Annotated in this window: 10 protein-coding genes; 2 read left to right on the top strand and 8 right to left on the bottom strand. The window is 73.6% G+C overall.

Going from position 1 to position 17,475, the window contains the following annotated elements:
• Window positions 1-103 precede the first annotated feature (103 nt).
• The 6 genes from AB0G50_RS14575 to AB0G50_RS14600 are packed head-to-tail and all read right to left on the bottom strand — an operon-like array spanning window position 104 to window position 14,001.
• Window positions 104-1,708 carry an ABC transporter substrate-binding protein gene (locus tag AB0G50_RS14575; protein ID WP_360107328.1) on the bottom strand — a complete coding sequence of 535 codons (1,605 nt, stop codon included), beginning with the start codon at window positions 1,706-1,708 and terminating at the stop codon, window positions 104-106.
• A complete protein-coding gene (locus tag AB0G50_RS14580) occupies window positions 1,705-2,754 on the bottom strand; it encodes a MupA/Atu3671 family FMN-dependent luciferase-like monooxygenase (protein WP_360107331.1) in 1,050 nt (349 codons plus the stop codon). The genes AB0G50_RS14575 and AB0G50_RS14580 overlap by 4 nt, the downstream gene beginning before the upstream one ends.
• 6 nt (window positions 2,755-2,760) lie before the next feature.
• The gene (locus AB0G50_RS14585) at window positions 2,761-2,931 is read right to left on the bottom strand and encodes an MbtH family NRPS accessory protein (protein ID WP_360107334.1); all 171 of its coding nucleotides are present in this window, start codon (window positions 2,929-2,931) and stop codon (window positions 2,761-2,763) included.
• Between the two features lie 24 nt (window positions 2,932-2,955).
• Entirely contained in the window at window positions 2,956-4,281 is a 1,326-nt protein-coding gene (locus tag AB0G50_RS14590) for an MFS transporter (RefSeq protein WP_360107337.1), read from the bottom strand.
• 23 nt (window positions 4,282-4,304) lie between these two features.
• On the bottom strand, window positions 4,305-8,213 hold the full coding sequence (locus AB0G50_RS14595) for an amino acid adenylation domain-containing protein (protein ID WP_360107340.1): 3,909 nt from the start codon (window positions 8,211-8,213) through the stop codon (window positions 4,305-4,307).
• A gap of 19 nt (window positions 8,214-8,232) precedes the next feature.
• Window positions 8,233-14,001, bottom strand: a complete 5,769-nt coding sequence (locus AB0G50_RS14600) for an amino acid adenylation domain-containing protein (protein ID WP_360107343.1) — start codon at window positions 13,999-14,001, stop codon at window positions 8,233-8,235.
• Window positions 14,002-14,175: 174 nt separating this feature from the next.
• Here AB0G50_RS14600 and AB0G50_RS14605 point away from each other — a divergent pair, with 174 nt between their 5' ends.
• Both AB0G50_RS14605 and AB0G50_RS14610 read left to right on the top strand, forming a co-directional pair.
• The gene (locus tag AB0G50_RS14605; protein WP_360107346.1) at window positions 14,176-14,667 is read left to right on the top strand and encodes a GNAT family N-acetyltransferase; all 492 of its coding nucleotides are present in this window, start codon (window positions 14,176-14,178) and stop codon (window positions 14,665-14,667) included.
• 171 nt (window positions 14,668-14,838) lie between these two features.
• Window positions 14,839-15,360: a M15 family metallopeptidase gene (locus AB0G50_RS14610; RefSeq protein ID WP_360107349.1), complete on the top strand. Its 522-nt coding sequence runs from the start codon at window positions 14,839-14,841 to the stop codon at window positions 15,358-15,360.
• 30 nt (window positions 15,361-15,390) lie between these two features.
• Here AB0G50_RS14610 and AB0G50_RS14615 read toward each other — a convergent pair whose 3' ends face one another.
• Together AB0G50_RS14615 and AB0G50_RS14620 are read right to left on the bottom strand one after the other, a co-directional pair.
• Window positions 15,391-16,785: a HAMP domain-containing sensor histidine kinase gene (locus AB0G50_RS14615; RefSeq protein ID WP_360107352.1), complete on the bottom strand. Its 1,395-nt coding sequence runs from the start codon at window positions 16,783-16,785 to the stop codon at window positions 15,391-15,393.
• Complete coding sequence (locus AB0G50_RS14620; RefSeq protein ID WP_360107355.1) at window positions 16,782-17,468, bottom strand: response regulator transcription factor; 687 nt, start codon at window positions 17,466-17,468, stop codon at window positions 16,782-16,784. Before AB0G50_RS14620 ends, AB0G50_RS14615 begins: the two co-directional genes overlap by 4 nt.
• Window positions 17,469-17,475 lie beyond the last annotated feature (7 nt).

Below are 17,475 nucleotides of genomic sequence, written 5' to 3' on the forward strand. Positions count from 1 at the left end.
GGGTGGTGGGCTTCGTCTCCCTACTCCACCTACTGGTTGGGGTCTCATGGATTGGGGGGGGGGGGGCCGGGGGGTTCGCGCCCCCCCCCCCGGCGCGGGGTGGTCAGGTCAGGTGGGCGGTCAGGTAGACCGGGGTGCCCAGGGCCGGGGAGGTGAAGACGCCTCCTACGCGAGGGCCGCCCAGGCCCACGTGGACGTAGGTGAACAAGGGGACGAACGGGAGGTGGTGGCGGGTCAGGTGTTCGTCCAGGGCGCCCCACCGCGCAATCGCCTCGGAGACGGGGAGGGTGGAGAGGTGGTGGATTGTCGTGTTGACGTCCTCGTCGTTCAGATAGGACCAGTTGTCGTTGCCGCGGTCGGTGATGCGGTCGCCGTCGAAGGTGGCCAGCAGGGCCGACGGGCTTGGCCACTCCCCCGGCAGGCACACCAGGTACAGGTCGTACGGGTTGTTCCTGGTGCGCACCAACGGGTTGTGGCGCGGACGGTCGACCACCTCCACCGTGATCGCGAAGCCGGCCGCGCGGAGGCTGTCGGCGACCGCCTCCGAGAAACCGGTGAACTCCGGGCCTCCTCGGCTGATCAGGCGCAGTTCCGGGGTGCGGCCGGCCAGGAGTTCGCGGGCTCGGTCGATCGAGTGGGGGTACGGGTCGGGGTAGGCGCGGTAGCCGGGTGCGGTCGGCCACAGGAGGGTGTGGGTCACCTGGCCCAGGGCCGGGCCGCCCTTCACGTCCAGGATCGCCTGTTTGTCCAGGGCGTGGGCGATGGCCTGGCGCACCGACAGGTCGGTGACGCGGGCCGTGTTGATCGCCAGGTGCCACACCAGCGGGGTCGGGTCGTTGCGGACCCGGGGTGCCAGGGTCGGGTCGGCCAACGCCCGTTCGGCCAGGGCTCGGGGGGCGTGGTTCTCGGCCACGGCGTACGCGTCGTCGCCCTCGCCGTCCGCGGCGCGTTGGTTCTGGTCGGTTTGGTCCACGCCCATCTCGACCTCGACCCGGTCGGGGTAGGCGGTGCGCAGCGGGTCGGTTTCCGGGTCCCAATGCGGGTTCCGGGTCAGCACGAGGCTGACGCCCGGTTCGTGCGACTCGATCCGGTACGGGCCCGAGGAGATCGGGCGGAGGTCGTAGTCGGCGCCGGTGTCCGAGCCGCGGGGAACCGGCGCGGTGACCGGGGTGGAGACGGCGAACGGCAATTCCGGGCGCGGGGTCGGGAAGTGGAAGACCAGGGTCCACGGGTCCTTCACCTCCAGGCCGGGCACCGCGACCGAGCCCGACTCGTAGGGACCGGCGTACGGGCCGTTCTCCAGCAGCCAGTTGCGCAGGTGCGCGGCGCCGTCGGAGATCTCCGGGGCGAACGACCGGGCGATGCCGTAGGCCACGTCGATCGCGGTGACCTCGGAGCCGTTCTCGAAGCGGACGCCGCGTTTGAGGGTGAACTCCCAGGTGCGGCCGTCGCCGTCGACGTCGCGGCCGGGTGACTCGGCCAGGTCGCCGACCAGAACCCCCGGTGCGCCCGGTGATTCGCGGTACGCGGTCAGGGTTCGGTGCACGAGTTGGTTCAGCGCCAACGCTTGCAGGGTCGCGGTGCGCTGGGGGTCCAGGTGGTCGTAGCCCGCGTCCCGGAGCAGGCGCAGGGTGCCGCCGGGCACCGCGCCCGGCACGGCGGGCGCCGGTCCGCTCGAGGCGGTGGGGTCGAACGGTGCGTCGGTCATCGTGCTTCCTCCAGTGAAGACGCCCGGAGTCGGTTCAGGGCGGTCAGGCCGTCGAGCACGGTGTCCGTCGGCAGGCCGAAGTCGACCAGGCACGCCAGTTCGTCCACGCCCGCCTCGGCGAACGCCTCCACCAGCGGGCGAACGCGTTCCACGGTGCCGAACAGGCCGCTGGTCTCGTAGTAGCGGTCGTAGGAGCGGCGCACCAGGAAGTCGATGTCGGACGGGCGCAGGCGGGCCGGGTCGAAGCCCGCGCCCACGCTGGCCGCCGAGCCCGCGATCAGGTGGAACGAGCTCTTCAGGTACTCCACCAGCGGTTCGCGCACCACCTCGCGGACCTCGTCCGGGTCGTCGCCGAGGAACGCGTGCACCATCAGCACGACGTGGCCCGGAGAGCCGTGCGCGGCCAGGTGTTCCGAGCGGTACTCGGCGATGTTCGCGCGCAGCTGGGCCGACTCCTGGCCCAGCAGGTGGGTGAGCACGCCGGTGCCCGCCGCGCCGGCGGCCCGGAACGTCGCCGTGCTGCCCGCGCTGGTGGTCCACACCGGGAGTTCCGGCTGCACCGGCGGCGGGTACAGCCGGATCGAGGTCGCCGAGCCCGCACCGTCCACAACGGACAGCGGCTCGCCGCGCCACAACGACCGCACCTGGGCCACGGTCTCGCCCAGCAAGCGCTTGCGGTCCTGGTACTTCTCCGGGGCCAGCGCGAAATCACCCGCGTGCCAGCCGGAGGCGAACGACAGGCCGACCCGGCCGTCGGAGAGGTTGTCGACCACCGACCACTCCTCGGCGATGCGCACCGGGTGGTGCAGGGGCGCGACGACACTGCCGGCGCGCACCCCGACCCGCGAGGTCACGGCGGCGACCGCGGCACCGGTCACCGCCGGGTTCGGGTAGAGCCCGCCGAACGGGTGGAAGTGCCGTTCCGGTGTCCACACCGCGACGAACCCGTTGTCGTCGGCGAACTTCGCGCCGTCGAGCAGCAGGCGGTACCGGCCGGAGGACGACGCCGTGCTGTCGTCGGCGAAGTAGAACAGGCTGTAGTCCACGGCGCGCTACCGGGCGCTCGCCGGGCGGAGGTCCGTCCACACGGTCTCGACGTGCGCCAGGGCCTCCTCGCGGCTGTCGTGCTCGGCGACCGGGCGCCAGCCGGCGGGCACCGGCAACGCGCTCGGCCACACCGAGTACTGCTCCTCGTCGTTGATCACCACAGTGTGTCGGCTCATCGGTCAGTCCCCCAGGGTGTGCGATCAGGATTGGTCGAGGGTCGGCAGTTCCTTGCCGATCCGGGTCAACGGCGACAGCGCGAGCACCACGAAGCCGAGCATCAGCGCGGCGGCCGAGATGGCGACCGCGGACCTCAGGCCGACCGCGGCGGCCAGCACCCCGCCGAGCAGCGCGCCCAGCGGCGCGGTGCCCTGCGCGAAGAAGCGGACCGACGCGGCCACCCGGCCGAGCAGGCCGTCCGGCGTCACGGCCTGCCGGATGGTCAGCATGGCGACGTTGTTGGCCGTGCCGAACATGCCGAACAGGAAGTTCAGCGCGGTCAGGATCACCACGGTGCCCCAGCCGTTGCCGTGCAGCAGTGCCACGAACTGCATGGAACCGTTGGCCAGGAACGCGGTCAGCAGCAGCGCGCGGCCGTAGCCGAGCCGGCGCGGCAGGCCCACCGCGAACAGCGAGCCGACCAGCAGACCCGGGCCGAGACCCGCGAGCACGATGCCGATCTGCGCGCCGGACAGGCCGAGCGTGCGCGGCAGGAACACCAGGAACACGGTTTCGAAGGCGTAGAAGGCGAAGTTGAACAACCCGGCCATCAACGCGTTGGCGCGCAACGCCGGGTTGTGGAACACCAGGCTGAGGCCTTCCTTGATGCCCCGCAACGTGTTCCGCGCGCCCCGACCGCCCGCGGGCGGCGCGGCCTCCCGGGCGTCGATCCGCCAGAACAGCAACGCGGAACCGAGGTACGCCAGCGCGCCGGCCGCCAGCGCGAAGGGCGCGGTGAGCAGCTGCACGAGACCACCGCCGATGGCCGGTCCGCCGATCTGCGCGGCCGAGCGGCTGCTCTCCAGCAGGCTGTTGCCGCCGCTGAGCTCGCGCCGTGCCACCAGCGTCGGCAGGTACGCCTGGTAGGCGACCTGGAAGAACACGGTGAACCCGCCGATGAGGAAGGCCACCGCGTAGAGCGGGTTCAACGCCAGCACGCCGAACGCCGCCAGCACGGGCACCGCCGCGAGCACCACGGCCCGACCGAGGTCGGAGACGATCAGCACGTCGCGGCGGCGCAGCCGGTCCACCACCACGCCCGCGTACAGGGCGAGGAGCACGTAGGGCAGTTGTGCCAGGAAGTTCAGGGTGCCGACCTGCTGCGGGGTGGCGTTGAGCGCCAGCACGGCGACCAGCGGTACCGCCAGGTTCGTCACCTGGGTGGCGAACTCGGACGCCGCCTGCCCCGTCCACAGCTTGACGAAGTCGCGGTTGCGCCACAACTCCCGGACCGGCGCCTCGCCGGGTGGCGCGGTGGCCTCCGGGCCGGGTCCGGCACTGGACCCGGCGGTGGATTCCTGGGTGGACATGTGTTGCTCCTGGTGCAGAGGTGTCAGACCGCGGTGGCCCGCGGCGATTCGGGGGCGGTGCGGCCGAGCAGCAGGCCGACCAGCCGGGTGACGTTCGGCGGCTCGAGCATCGAGTAGTGGTCGCCGGGCGACTCCTCGATCACCAGGCCGCCCGCGACGCGGTCCGCCCAGCCCAGGTCGCCGTCGCCGAACAGCTCGGTTTCGGCGCGCACCAGGACGGTTTCGCCCCGGTACGGCTCGCGCGGCTCGTCGCGGTACTTGAGCAGGGCGCGGGCGTGCCGCTGGTAGAGCGCGACCAGCCGCTTGATCTCGCCGACGCTGCCCGCGTCGGCGCGGCTGACCCCGTTGCCGGCGGCCAGTTCCAGGACTCGCACGAGGCGGGTCTCCGGGTCGAGCGCGCGCAGCTCGTCCTCGGTGATGTCGAGCTGGTAGGCGAACGCGCCGAGGATGGCGGCGGCCTCGTCCACGGCGTAGCGCGGCGGCACCGGGTCGTTGATGCTGGCACTGACGATCTGGAGGCTGCCCACCCGCTCCCCCGCCGCGTCGAGCTGGCGCGCCATCTCGTAGGTGACCATGCCGCCCATGCACCAGCCGCCCAGGTGGTACGGGCCGGTCGGCTGCACCTCGCGCACGGCCTCCAGGTACAGCGCGGCGATCTCCTCCAGCGTCTGCGGACGCGGTCCGTCCGGTCCGGCGAGGTCGGGCGCCTGGATCGCGTAGAACGGCTGGTCCTCGGGCAGCGTGGCGACCAGGTGGGTGTAGCAGAACACGCTGCCGCCCAACGGGTGCACGAAGAACAGCGGCGGCTTGTCGCCGGTGTCCTTGAGCCGCACCAGAACCGACGTGCTCGCCTCGCGGGTGCCGTCCACGATCTCCGCGACGGTCCGCACGGTGCCGCCCTCGAACAGCACGGCCACCGGCACGTCCGCGCCCAGCTCCTCCTGCACCCGCATCACCAGGCGCAGCGCGGCGATCGAGTTGCCGCCCGACTCCAGGAAGCCGTCGGTGACGCCGATCCGCTCCACGCCGAGCACGTCCGCCCACAACTCGGCCACCCGCGCCTCGGTGGCGGTGCGCGGCGCGACCGAGGGGCCGTCGACCTCGACACCACCGGGCGCGGGCAGCGCGCGGCGGTCCAGCTTGCCGTTCGGCGTCACCGGCCAGCGGTCGATCGTCACGAACGCGCTCGGCACCATGTACGCGGGCAACGACCGCGCGGCCAGGGCTCGCAGCTCGGCCGGTCCGGGCAGCACGCCGCCCGCCGGCGGGGACAGGTAGGCGACCAGGCGCACGTCGCCCGGCCGGTCCTCGCGGGTGACCACGACGACCCGGCCCACCCCCTCGTGCCCGGCCAGCACGACCTCCACTTCACCGGGCTCGATGCGGAAGCCCCGCACCTTGACCTGCTGGTCGATCCGGCCGAGGAACTCCAGCACGCCGTCGGCGTTCCACCGCGCCAGGTCGCCGGTGCGGTACAGCCGGGCTCCGGGCGGGCCGTACGGGTCGGGTACGAACCGGTCGGCGGTGAGACCGGGTTTGCCGTGGTAGCCGTGGGCGAGCCCGACGCCGCCGATGAGCAGTTCGCCGGGCACACCCGGTGGCACCAGGCCGAAGCGGTCGTCCAGCACGCGCACGACGGTGTTGGCGATGGGCCGTCCGATCCGCGGCGCGGCGCCACCGCGCACCCGGTCGACCGTCGACCAGATGGTGGTTTCCGTCGGCCCGTAAGCGTTCCAGACCTCGCCGAACCGCTCGGCGAGCGCGTCGGCCACCTCGGCGGGCAGCGCCTCGCCGCCGGCGATCACCCGCAGCCCCGGGTTCGCGCCCAGACCCGCCTCCACCAGCAGTCGCCAGCTCGACGGCGTGGCCTGCACGACCGTCGCGCCGGACTCCTCCACGGTGGCGCGCAACCTCGGGCCGTCGGCGCCGAGATCGGGCGACAGCACGAGTTCCGCGCCGGTCAGCAGCGGCAGCCACACCTCCAGGCCCGCGATGTCGAAGGACAGCGAGGTGAGCGCGAGCAGCCGGTCCGCCGGGGTCAGCCGGAGCACGTCGCCGAAGGACCGCAACAGGTTCACCAGCGCCCGGTGCGGCACGCGGACGCCCTTGGGCAGCCCGGTCGAGCCGGAGGTGTAGATCGCGTACGCCAGGTCGCCCGGGCGGACGGGGACGGCGGCCGTCGGTTCCGGCAGGCCGTCGAGCAGGTCGGCGGTGACCGGGACGACGGTCCGGCCCTCGACCGGGTCGCCCACCAGGTCCGGGTCGGCGAGCACCACGGGCGCGGCCGAGTCGCGCAGCATGTGCTCGAGGCGCGCCGGCGGGTACTCGGGGTCCAGCGGCAGGTACGCGCCGCCGGCCTTGAGCACCGCGAGCAGGCTCACCACCAGGTTCGGCGACCGCCGCTGCCGCACGCCGACGAACGTGTCCGGCCCGACGCCCGACGCCCTCAGGTGACCGGCGAGCCGGTCGGCGAGGTCGTGCAGCTCGCGGTAGGTCAGGGACCGGTCGGCGAACCGCAGCGCGACCGCGTCCGGCGTCCGTGCCGCCTGGCCCTCCAGCAGCTCGACCACCGACCGGTCCGTGCCGTCGGTGGCGGTGGCGTTCCAGTCGTCCAGCAGGAGCGCGCGATCGGCACCGAGGAGGTCCACAGTGGACGCTTCGACGGCCGGGTCGGACGCGATGAAGCGCAGTGCGGCGGCGTAGGCCTCGCCGATCGACTCGACGCGGGAGAGCGGGAACCGCGCCGCGTCGTAGTTGATCCGCAGGCCGACGCGGCCGGTGACCGGGTCGGTGGCGAAGTTCGCGGTGAACGGGAAGTTGGTCTGCTCGAAGAACTCGCTGCCGGTCAGGGCGATCTTGGACAGCTCGAGGTCGGCGTAGGAGCGGAAGCTGCGGTGGTCCACGACCGTTTCGAACAGCGCGTCGCGGCCGAGGTCCTGCTGGATCTGCGCCAGCGGGTAGCGCCGGTACGGCAGCGCCTCGGTCTCCTGGTCGTGGATCCGCCGGGCGATCTCCAGCCAGGTGCCGGTGCTGTCGACCACCAGCGGCAGGGTGTTGAGGAACAGCCCGGCCGTGCGGTCGCCGCCCGCGGTTTCCAGCCGGCCGTTGCCGACGCGGCCGGTGACGGTCCGGGATCGGCCGGTGAGCAGCGACAACACCCTGGCGTGCGCGGCGAACAGCACCGCCTTCACCGACGCGCCGGCACGGGCCGCCGCGGCCCGCACGCCCTCGGCCACGTCGTCCAGCGGCACCTCGTGCACCCGGTGCGTGCGCACCGGCTCCAGGTCGCCGCCGTCGTGCGGCAGCCCGGCGAACGGGACGTCGCCGACGAGCCCGGTCCAGAACGCGGCGGCGGACGGGTCGGCCAGCGCGGCCTGTTCCAGCGCCACGAACTCGCGGAACGGCGTCGGCTTCGCGGCGGGCTCCCGGACCACGCCGGCGAGCGCCGCGTCGTAGTCCGCGAGCAGCTCGGTGGTGAGCAGCGACAGGCTCCAGCCGTCCAGGATCGCGTGGTGGAAGGCGATGTTGAGCAGGAACTCCTCCTCGGCGAGCCGCTGCACGTGCACCCGCAGCAGCGGCGCGAGGCTGGTCTGGAACGGGGTGGCCTTCTCCTCCTCGCGCCACGCCGCGATCCGCGCCTCCTGGTCGGGCTCGCCGCGCAGGTCCTCCGCGGAGAACGGGATCTCCACGTCGCGGTGGACCAGTTGCAGCGGTGTGCTGAACCGGGTCAGGTCGATGCCGGTGCGCAGGATCTCGTGCCGCGCGGTCAGCGCGCCCAGTGTGGCGCGCAGCGCGTCCTGGTCGAACGGGCCGGAGACGCGCAGGGTCGAGATGTCGTGGTAGGTGGCCGTTCCCCGGTCCAGCGCGCTGTGGAACAGCATTCCGGACTGGAGCAGGGTGAGCGGGTAGGCGTCCTCGATGTCGTTGGTCATGGTGTCCCCCAGGTCGTGGTCAGCCGGACAGCCGCGCCAGGTCGGCCGGGTCGAGCAGGCCGAAGGCGGCGGTCGTGGTCGCGGTGGTGCGGGTGCTCGTCAGCAGGCCGGCGACGGCGGACAGCGTCCGGGCCCGGAACAGGTCCTGCAACGAGAGGTCGAAGCCGTGGTCGCGGGCCAGGCCCACGACGCGCACGGCGTGCATGGAATCGCCGCCCACGGCGAAGAAGTCGTCGTCCCGGCCGATCCGGGACACCCCGAGAACCTGTTGCCACAACCCGGCGAGCAGCTGCTCCTCGCCCGTCTGCGGCGGTTCGCCGGAGGTGGCCGTCGCCTCGGGAACGGGCAGCGCGGCGCGGTCCACCTTGCCGCTCGGGTTGAGCGGCAGCACGGCCAGCGGCACGATCGCCGACGGCACCAGGTGTTCGGGCAGCGTGCGCAGCAGTTCCGCCCGCAGCGCGACGGGATCGAGCCCGACGCCGGTCGCGTAGCCGACGAGCCTGCGGTCACCCGGCCGGTCCTCACGGACCACCGCCACCGCGTGGCCGACGCCGTCGAGCGCGGCCAGCGCCGCCTCCACCTCGCCCAGTTCGATCCGGAACCCGCGCAGCTTCACCTGGTGGTCGTCGCGACCGAGGAACTCCAGCACCCCGGCGGCGGTCCACCGGGCCAGGTCGCCGGTGCGGTACAAGCGGGAACCGGGCTCGCCGAACACCGCGCCGTACGGGTCGGGCACGAACCGGTCGGCGGTCAGACCGGGCCTGCCGCCGTAACCGCGGGCGAGTTGGACGCCGCCGAGGTACAGCTCCCCCGGCACGCCGACGGGCGTCACGCGGTAGTCGTGGTCCAGCACCAGGGTTCGGGTGTTGGCCACCGGCCGGCCGATCGGCACCGACGGCGGCACCCGACCGGGAACCGTGGTGTACGCGGTCACGTCCACCGCCGCCTCGGTCGGCCCGTAGAGGTTCTCCAGCACGACGCCGGGGTGGGCGGCGTGGAACCGGCGGACGGTCTCGGCGGGCAGCGCCTCGCCGCTGCACACCACCAACCGCAGTCCTGGCACGGGTTCGGTGGCGTCCAGGAACGACACGAGCATCGGCGGGACGAAGTGCGCGATGGTCACACCCGCGTCCCGGATCAGGCCCGCCAGGTAGCTCGGGTCGCGGTGACCGCCGGGTTCGGCCAGCACCAGCACGGCGCCGGTGACCAGCGGCAGGAACAGCTCCCACACCGAGACGTCGAAGCTGGTCGGGGTTTTGTGCAGGATCCGGTCGGCCGGGGTCACCCGGTAGTCGTCGCGCATCCACCGCAACCGGTTGACGATGCCGCGGTGCGTGACCTGCACGCCCTTGGGGCGCCCGGTCGAGCCGGAGGTGTAGATCAGGTAGGCGAGGTGGTCCGGACCGGTGCCCGGGTCGCCCTCGTAGGTCGGCCCGGTGGTGCCGGTGTGCTCGTCCACCAGGACGCGCGGCACGTCGGTCTCCAGGCCGCCGGCGGTGAGCAGCACCCGTGCTCCGGAGTCGGAAAGCATGTGCCGCAACCGGTCCTGCGGGTAGCCGGGGTCCAGCGGCAGGTACGCGCCACCCGCCCGGAGCACGGCGAGCAGTGCCACCACCAGCTCCGGCGACCGCTCCAGGTGCACCGCCACGACCGCGTCCGGCCCGACGCCGTGGGCGCGCAGCTCGTGGGCGAGCCGGCCGGCGCGGGCGTGCAACTCGGCGTGGGTCACCGCTGCACCGCGCCACCACAACGCCGTGGAGTCCGATGTGGACGGTGCGAGTAGCGCGCGCAGCGTGGTGGGCGGGAACTCGACCGCGGTGTCGTTCCAGTCGGTCAGCACCAGGTCCGCGCCCGGCAGGTCGACCTCGTCCACCGGGGTGGCGGGGTCGGCGCGCAGCACGGCGGCGAACTGGTCGGCGAACCGGTGCGCGGTGGCGTCCTCGAACAGGTCGGTGTCGTAGTCGAGCCACCCGTGGATCTCGGCGCCCGTGTCGGTGACCCGCAGCGCCAGGTCGAACTGCGCGGTCGCCTCGGCGGCGTGCACGAGCTCGGCGGTGACGCCCGGCAGGTCCGGCGGGCGCACCGGCGTGTTCTGCAACGCGAACAGGACCTGCACGAGCGGGTTGCGCGACAGGTCGCGGTCCGGCGCGAGCCGGTTGCGCAGCGGGGCGAACGGGACCTGCTGGTGCGCCAGGTCTTCGAGCACGTCCTCGCCCACCCGCCGCACGAGCTCGCCGAACGCGGGGCGCCCGGTCAGGTCCACCCGCAGCGGCAGGGTGTTCACGAACGGCCCGATCACGTCCTCGAACTCCGGGCGCGGCCGGTTGGCCACCGGCGTGCCGACGAGCAGGTCGCGACGGCCGGTCCAGCGGGCGAGCACCGCGGAAAAAGCCGACAGCAGCACGGCGAACACCGTGGTGTCGTGCCGGCGGGCGAGGGCGCGCACCCCGGCGGAGGTCGCGGCGTCGACGGTGATCCGGTGACGGGCTCCCCGGCTGCGGCGCACGGCCGGACGTGGCAGGTCGGTCGGCAGGTCCAGCACCGTCGGCACACCCGCGAGCCGCCGTTCCCAGCGGTCGAGCAGCGCGTCCAGCGCGGGTCCGTCGACCTCGGCGCGCTCCCACCGCGCGGCGTCGGGGAAACCGAGTGCCGGTCGGTGCGCTCGGCCAAGGTCGCGCAGCAGCAGGCCGATCGACCAGCCGTCGAAGACGATGTGGTGCACCACGACCACCAGCAGGTGCTCGTCGTCGGCCAACCGCAGCAGCCGGACGCGCAGCAGCGGTGGCGTGCCCAGGTCGAACGGGGTCCGCACCTCCTCGGCGATGTGCGCGTCCGCCGTGTCGGGCGCGGCGCGCAGGTCGTGGACGGTGAACACCGGGTCGGCCTCGGCCGCGACCACCTGGGTCGGCGTGGCGCCGTCCGGGAACGCGGTGCGCAGGGCGTCGTGCTCGCGCACCACCGCGCGGAACGCCTCCCGGAGCGCTGCCACGTCCAGGTGTCCGCGCAGGCGCACCAGCGGGGTCATGTGGTAGGCCGTCGACGTCGGGTCGAGCCGGTGCTCGAACCACAGGCGTTCCTGCGTCCACGACAGGAGACCCGGCGCGCCGCGCGGGATGGCGGTCGGCGGTGGCGCCGGCACGTCCGGCAGCAGCGCGGCCTGCGCTTCGACCGTGCGGTGCCGGAACAGGTCGGCCAGGTCCACCTCCAGGCCGAACCCGGCGCGCAGCCGGGCCAGGAGGCGGGCCAGCACCAGGGAATGACCGCCCAGCGCGAAGAAGTCGTCCGCGCGGCCCGGCGGTGTCGGCAGGTCCAGCAGGTCCTGCCAGAGCCTCGCGATCCGCGTCTCGGCGTCGGTGCGCGGCGGGTCGTGCCGGGTGGTGCGCGCGGTCGGCTCGGGAAGGCCCGCCCGGTCGAGCTTTCCGCGCGCGGTCAACGGGAACGCCTCGAGCACCGCGATCGCCGCGGGCACCGCGTGGTCGGGCAGCGTCGCGGCCGCGAACGCGCGCAGGTCGGCGGTGACGGCGCCGGTGACCCACGCGACGAGACGGGTCGCGCCCGTGCCGTCGACCCGGCCCGCGACGAGCGCGCCGGTCACCTCGGGGTGCGCCGCCAGCACGGCCTCCACCTCGGCGGGCGACACCCGGTGTCCGCGCACCTTGACCTGGTCGTCGGCCCGGCCGGCCAGGTCGATCAAGCCGTCCGGACGCCGTCGGCCGAGGTCTCCGGTGCGGTAGAGCCGCACCCGGTCGGCGCCGGTTTCCGTTGGCGCGAAAGGATCTTCGACGAAGCCGCCGGGACCCTGGTCGTCCGCGTACCGGCCCAGGTGCCGGCCGCGCACCGCGATCTCGCCCAGTTCGCCCACGGCCGCCGGGCGGTCGCCCGCCAGCACGAGCACCTGCGTTCCGCCCGAGCCGGGGCCGATCGGGGCGCGGCCGGAGGCGGAGGTGGTGGTCCGGGCGTCGTGCGCGGAGACCACCTGCGGGGTTTCGGTCGCGCCGTAGAGGTTGAGCTGCACCGCGTCCGGGGCCAGCGCCGCCCACTCGCGCACCGTGGACTCGCGCAGCGCCTCGCCACCGAAACCGATCAGCCGCACCGAGTTCGCCGGTCGGGCCGCCGCCAGCGCGGCGCCCAGGGCCGGGGTCAGGTGGGTGACGGTCGCCCGGCTGCGCCCCAGCCACCCGGCGAGGGCGTCGGTGTCGCGCGGGTCGACGTCGGGGAACACCGCCGTGCCGCCGGTCCACAGTGGAATGAGGACGTCGCGCAGGAACGGGTCGTGGCCGAGGCCGGACAGCACCGTGACCCGGTCGTCGCCGTCGAGGCCGTGCGCCTCGGTGTACCAGGACAGGAAGTGGTCGAGCACCGCGCCGGTGCCGGCGACCACGCGTGGCGTGCCGGTGGTGCCGGAGGTGAACGCCAGGTAGGCCGTGCGGTGCGGGTCGTACGGGATCGCGGGCGGCTCGGCGTGCTCACCGGCGTGCAGGCCCACCAGGCGCAACACCGGTTCGTCGGCGAACGGCGCGGCCCGGCCGGGCGCGGCGTCGATCCACCGGGTCGCACCCGCGGCGCGGGCCAGTTCCGCGGTGCGCGCGGGCGGGTGGGTGGCGTCCAGCACGGCGAACGCCGCGCCCGCCTTCCCGATCCCCAGCAGCGCGGGAACCAGGACCGGTAATCGGGCGGCGTGCACCGCGACGACGTCGCCCACGCCGACACCGGCGGACGCGAGACGGGCGGCGATGCCGTCGCTCTCGCGCGCCACCTCCCGGTAGGACCAGGAGAACCGGCCCCACTCGACGGCCGTGCGGTCCGGCGTCGCGCTCGCGTGCTCGGCGAACCGGGCCGGGAACCCGGTGTGCGCGGCGGTCGGCGGCACCGGCCGCGGCACGTCCGTGCCCAGGGGGTACGAGGTGACGGGCAGGTCGGGGTCCTGGTCGAGGACCCGGCGGATCTGCGCGACCAGGTCGGTGATCCGGTCGACGTGGTGGCGGTCCGGGCGGTAGACGACCTCGACCTCATCGGCGACCCGGATGTCCAGGTCCCAGTCGCCGTCGTCCACCACCGCGACGGTGTCCACCCGCCGGCCGAACAGCTCCGGTGGTGGCGGCACGACGGTCAGCCGCGCCCGCACCGGTGTGTCGTCCGGGCTCACGGACGTGCGCGCGACGAGATCGCGGAAGGTGGGTCGGTCGCTCAGGTCCACGGCGGTGGTGGCCGTGATGGTGTGGTCCCCCACCGCGTTCTCGGCGCCCGGCGGCCTGGTGTCGACCGCGGTGCCCACGCGCACCGCGTCCTGGCCGGTGTGCCGGGCGAGCACGACACCCAGTGCGGACAGCAGGTCCGCCGGGTCGCGGGTGGCGGGCGCGGGCACCCGGACCACCGCCGTGCGGCCGCCCGGTCGACGCGGGAAGTCGGCGGGCAGGTCCGGGTCGGACCGGTCGGCGTCGCGAAGGCGTTGCGGCGCCGGGGTTTCGGCGCGCGGGCCCGGTTCGCCGGTCGGGTAGGCCGCCGAGCTTTCCCGCAGCACCGCCCACAGCGACGCCACGTCCACCCCGGAGGCGGTCAGCACCAGCAGGTGTTCGTCGTGCGCCACGTGGACCGCGAGCAGCCGCGCCCCCGGTCGGCGGGACGCGCGGCGGGCGGCGTCGGACGCGGCACGGCGCGGGTTCGCGGTCTCCCGGACGTCCGACTCGGCGAACTCCAGGTCGTGGAGAGCCGGGTGTCGCGCGGTGACGGCGGTCACGGCACGGCGGAGCGCGGCGACGTCCAGTGTGCCGCCAACGCGTACCGCCAACGATTTCAGTCGTTCAACAGACATGGTTGCCCCCAGACATTCCGTCGATTCCCCAGGTTTGCGGTGACGGCCCCGAAATTGAAAGTACTCGACCGGGAAAGGGCCCTCTCATGATCTGAAATCACGTCCGGAGCCCAGTTGTGGCGCGGCCGGCCGCCGTGCTATGAGAGGTTCATGACTGTCGTGGAACCGAGTTCGTTCGAGACCAGAAGAGTTCGGCTTTCCGATGCGGAGGCACAACCCCTGCTGCACGAGCTGGCGTACGAATACGCGACCAGATACGGCACCGACGAGGAACTGGGCAGCGCGGTCGACGCCGATTTCGCACCGCCGTCCGGCCTGCTCGTGGTGCTGGTGGAAAACGACGTGGTGGTCGCCGGCGGCGGGTTCCGGCGATACGACGACCGCACCGCGGAGTTGAAGCGGATGTGGACGCATTCCGCCCATCGTCGGCGTGGACTCGCCCGGTTGGTCATCACCGAACTCGAACGGGAAGCCGCCGACCAGGGCTATCTCCGGTCGTATCTGACCACCGGGCCGCGGCAGCCGGAAGCGCGGGCGCTGTACCTGAAAGCCGGCTATCGCCCGCTGTTCGACGTGCATTCCGACCCGGAACTGATCGGCGTCCTGGCGTTCGAGAAAGATCTCCGCCCGGGGTCGGCCTAATCACGTCGAGACCCGATCCGGCACCGGGGCGAAGGCCCGCCGCAGGTCGGACGTCCTCCACAGTGGACTCGCCACGTTGTCACCGAATGCGCACACAACGCGCGCACGGTGCGGACATCCGGCGGGGAAGGTCGGAGTCGTCCCAACCGGCTCCACCCAGTGGGGGATCGAATGTCAGCGCACCACAGGAAGATGTCCGCGGCCGTGCTCGTCCTGGTCGCGGCGTGCGGCCCGGTCGGCGGCCCGGCGTCGTCCACCGCCGCGGAGGACGGCGACATCACCGGCAACGGCCGGATCTCGCCCTACGCCGACCACGCCGCCCTCCGCCGGCTGGACCCGGACCTGCTCGCCGCCGTGCGCAAGGCCGCCGACGACGCGAAGGCCGCGGGCGTCGAGGTCGGGGTGACCTCGGGGTGGCGCAGCAAGGAGTACCAGCAGCGGCTGTTGGACCAGGCCGTGGTCAACTACGGAAGTCTTGACGAGGCAAGGCGTTTCGTCAGCACGCCGGACACCTCGGCCCACGTGTCGGGCAAGGCGGTGGACATCGGGCCGACCGACGCGGCCGACTGGGTCGGGCGGCACGGCAACGCCTACGGGCTGTGCCAGGTGTACTCCAACGAGATGTGGCACTTCGAACTGCTGACCACACCCGGCGGCGAGTGCCCGCCGCAGCGCGGTGACGCGGCCGGGTGATCAGGTCCGGCTCGATCAGGTCCGACTCGATCAGGTCCGGCGGGGCAGGGTGAGGGTGAACCGCGCGCCGCCGTCGTTGCGCACCTCCAGCCGGCCGCCGTGCAGCCGGGCGTTCTCCCGCGCGATCGCGAGCCCCAGCCCGCTGCCCTCGGTGTGCCGCGCCCGGTCGCCGCGCACGAACCGGTCGAACACCACCGGCAGCAACTCCTCCGGCACGCCGGGGCCGTGATCGGCGACCCGCAGCCGCACCACGTCCGGCGCGTCGCCGTCGATCGTGACGGTGACCGGCGGGCCGCCGTGCCGCAGCGCGTTGCCGACCAGGTTCCGCACGACGGTGAGCAGCCGGCGCGGATCGCCGAACACCGCGACGTCCCCGGTGCGCTCGACCTCGACCTGGCTCGACTCCACGACCTCCGCGACCAGCGCCTCGAGGTCCACGATCTCGGGCCGGAACTCGGCCGCGCCGGCGTCGAACCGCGAGATCTCCAGCAGGTCCTCCACCAGGGCGCCGAGCCGCCGCGCCTGGGAGCCCACCAGTTCCGCCGAGCGCGTCCGGTCCGCCTCGTCCGGGCTGTGCAGGCCGTCGGTGGCGGCGATCAACGACGCCAACGGCGTGCGCAGGTCGTGCGCCACGTCGGCGGCGAACCGGCGTTGCTGCACGTCCTTGAGCCGCAACTGCTCGATGGACTCCCCGAGCCGCCGCGCCATCGCGTTGAACGAGCCCGCCAGGTCGGCCAACTCGTCGCGCCCCTCCACCGGGAGCCGGGTGTCCAGCGCGCCGTCGCCCAGTCGTCGCGCGGCGAGCGCGGCGGTCCGCACCCGGCGCTGCACGCCCCGTGCCGCGAACACCCCCGCCGTGCCGCCGAGCAGCACGACCAGCGCCGCCACCAGCGCGAGGACGGCGCGCAGCGCGGCCAACTCCTCGTCCAAACCCCGCGTGCGGTAGAACTCGGCGAGCAGCAGCCCGGGTTCGACCTCGCCGAGCACCACGAGCATCGGCCCTTCCGGGGTGTCCACCGGGTACCGGACCGAGCCCCGATCAAGACCCTCCACTGTGGACTGCGGCAGCTGACCGGGGTAGTGGCCCCCGGTGCCCTCGACCGGCACGTAGCGGCCGTCGGTCACCGCGGAGAGCGGCCCGGAGGTCGCGGTGCGGTTGACCAGGGCCCAGGTGAGCCCGAGCCGGGCCCGCATGTACTCCGCGACGCCCTCGACCGCCGACTGGCGCGCCTCGGTGCGCACCAGGAACTGGTGCGCCTGCTGGGCGTCCGAGTCGAACGACGCCTGCGCGGCCGCGGCGAACCGGGCCCTGGTCGCGCCGGCCTGGACCAGGTAGGCCGTCGCGGCCATCGACACCGTCGTCACGACCGTCACCAGCACGACGGTCAGCACGACGACGCCCCGCAACCCGAGCCGACGCGTCACGGCGCGACCAGGCGGTACCCGAAGCCGCGCACGGTCCGCAGCAACGTCGGGTTCGCGGGCTCCGCCTCGATCTTGGCCCGCAACCGCGCGACGGTGGCGTCGACCAGCCGCGAGTCGCCGGCGAACCCGTAGTCCCACACCCGTTTGAGCAACGTCTGCCGGCTGAGCACCTGCCCGGCGTGCTCGGCGAACTCGATCAGCAGCCGCAACTCGGTGGAGGTCAACCGCACCTCGACCCCGCCCCGGGTGACGACCATCGCGCCGGTGTCCACCTCCAGGTCCCCGATGACGTGCACCCCGGTCCGGGCCGACCGCGCGGGCGCGGCCCGACGCAGGATCGCCTTCACCCGGGCGTCCAGCACGCGCGGCTCGACCGGCTTGACCACGTAGTCGTCCGCACCGCACTCCAACCCGACGACGACGTCCACCGCGTCACCGCGCGCGGTCAACAGGATCACCGGCACCGGGTCGCCCACCCGGATCCGCCGGCACACCTCGAACCCGTCGACACCGGGCAGCATTACGTCCAGCAGCACCAGGTCGACCGGGGTCCGCGCCGCGAGCAGCTCCAACGCCCGCTCCCCCGACCCGGCGACCGCGACGTCGTGCCCGAGCCCGCGCAACGCCCGCGACAAGGCCTCGGCCACCATCGGGTCGTCCTCGACGAGCAACAACCGCGGCACGGGGCAC

Source organism: Actinosynnema sp. NPDC020468 (assembly GCF_040642015.1).
GTDB lineage: Bacteria > Actinomycetota > Actinomycetes > Mycobacteriales > Pseudonocardiaceae > Actinosynnema.